We start from the raw sequence: 1,483 nt of genomic DNA on the forward strand, positions 1-1,483 counted from the left end.
CGAATGTGACGGGTGAGGCGGCGGACGCGGCCGAGGTGTGCTCGCCGGAGTACTGGGTGCGGCATGTGCGCGAGGCCGTGCGCTTCGCGGACGGGGTGCGGGCACTCACCGCCCAGGGCGTCACCAGGTTCCTGGAGGTCGGCCCCGACGGCGTGCTCTCCGCGATGGCGCGGGACTGCCTGACGGAGGACCAGGCCGCGGCCTCGGCCGTGGTGCCGGTGCTGCGCAAGGACCGCCCCGAGGCCCAGGCGCTGACGATGGCGCTGGCCGAACTCCACGTCCACGGAGCCTCGGTGGAGTGGGAGTCCGTCGTCGCCGGGCGTGGCGCGCGCATGGTGGAGCTGCCGACGTACGCCTTCCAGCGCGAGCGGTACTGGCCCGAGGTGTCCCTCTCCCTGAGCGGCTGGGACACGTCGGCCGCCGCGGACTCGGTGGACGCCCGGTTCTGGGAAGCGGTCGAGCGCGAGGACCTCGAAGCGCTCGCCGAGACGCTCGACGTCGACGGTGAGACGCCGCTGAGCGCGGTGCTGCCCGCGCTGTCCACGTACCACCGCAACCGGCGCGACCAGTCCACGATCGACAACTGGCGCTACCGGGTGGCGTGGAAGCCGGTTCCGGACGCGGCCGGTGGGTCGCTGTCGGGGACGTGGCTGGTGGTGGTCCCGGCGTCGCGTGCCGAGGACGAGCTGGTGGCGGAGGTCGTCTCCGGGCTCGGGCGGCATGGCGCGGATGTGGTGTCGCTGGTCGCCGATGAGCGGGACCTGGACGCTGAGGCGCTGGGGGAGCGGTTGCGTGGGGCGATCGCCGACACACCCGCGCTGGGCGGCGTGTTGTCGCTGCTCGCCCTGGACGAGGAGCCCTGCCCGGGACACCCCGCGCTCTCCGGCGGTCTCGCCCTGACGCTGACCCTGGTGCGGGCCATGGCGGACACCGGCATCGAGGCCGCGCTGTGGTGCGGTACCCGCGGCGCCGTGTCGGTGGGCCGCTCCGAGCGGCTCAGCCACCCGACGCAGGCGATGGTGTGGGCGCTGGGCCGGGTGGCCGCGCTGGAGCTGCCGCAGCTGTGGGGCGGTCTGGTCGACCTGCCCGAGTCCCTGGACGAGCGCGCGGTCGCGCGGCTGGCCGGTGTGCTGTCCGCAGATGCCACCGAGGGCGCCGAGGACCAGGTGGCGGTGCGCGGCTCCGGAGTATTCGCGCGCCGTCTGACGCGGTCGGCCGCCCCCGCTGCCGATGGAACGGCGTGGCGGGCGCGTGGCACGGTGCTGGTGACCGGTGGTACGGGTGCGCTCGGCGGTCAGGTGGCCCGCTGGTTGGTGCGCAATGGTGCCGAGCACTTGGTGCTGACCAGCCGTCGTGGCATCGAGGCGCCGGGTGCGGCCGAGCTGCGCGAGGAGCTGGAGGCGCTGGGTGCCCGGGTGACGGTGGCGGCCTGCGATGTGGCCGACCGGGAGCAACTGGCGGCGGTGCTGGACGCCGTGCCGGA

Annotated in this window: 1 protein-coding gene; it reads left to right on the plus strand. The window is 74.7% G+C overall.

Going from position 1 to position 1,483, the window contains the following annotated elements; genetic code table 11:
* Window positions 1-1,483, plus strand: a 1,483-nt coding sequence (locus ABD329_RS47720) for an SDR family NAD(P)-dependent oxidoreductase (protein WP_344318274.1), incomplete at both ends; no start/stop codon positions are given.

This window comes from Streptomyces javensis (assembly GCF_039525925.1).
In the GTDB taxonomy this organism is placed as follows: Bacteria; Actinomycetota; Actinomycetes; order Streptomycetales; family Streptomycetaceae; genus Streptomyces; species Streptomyces asiaticus.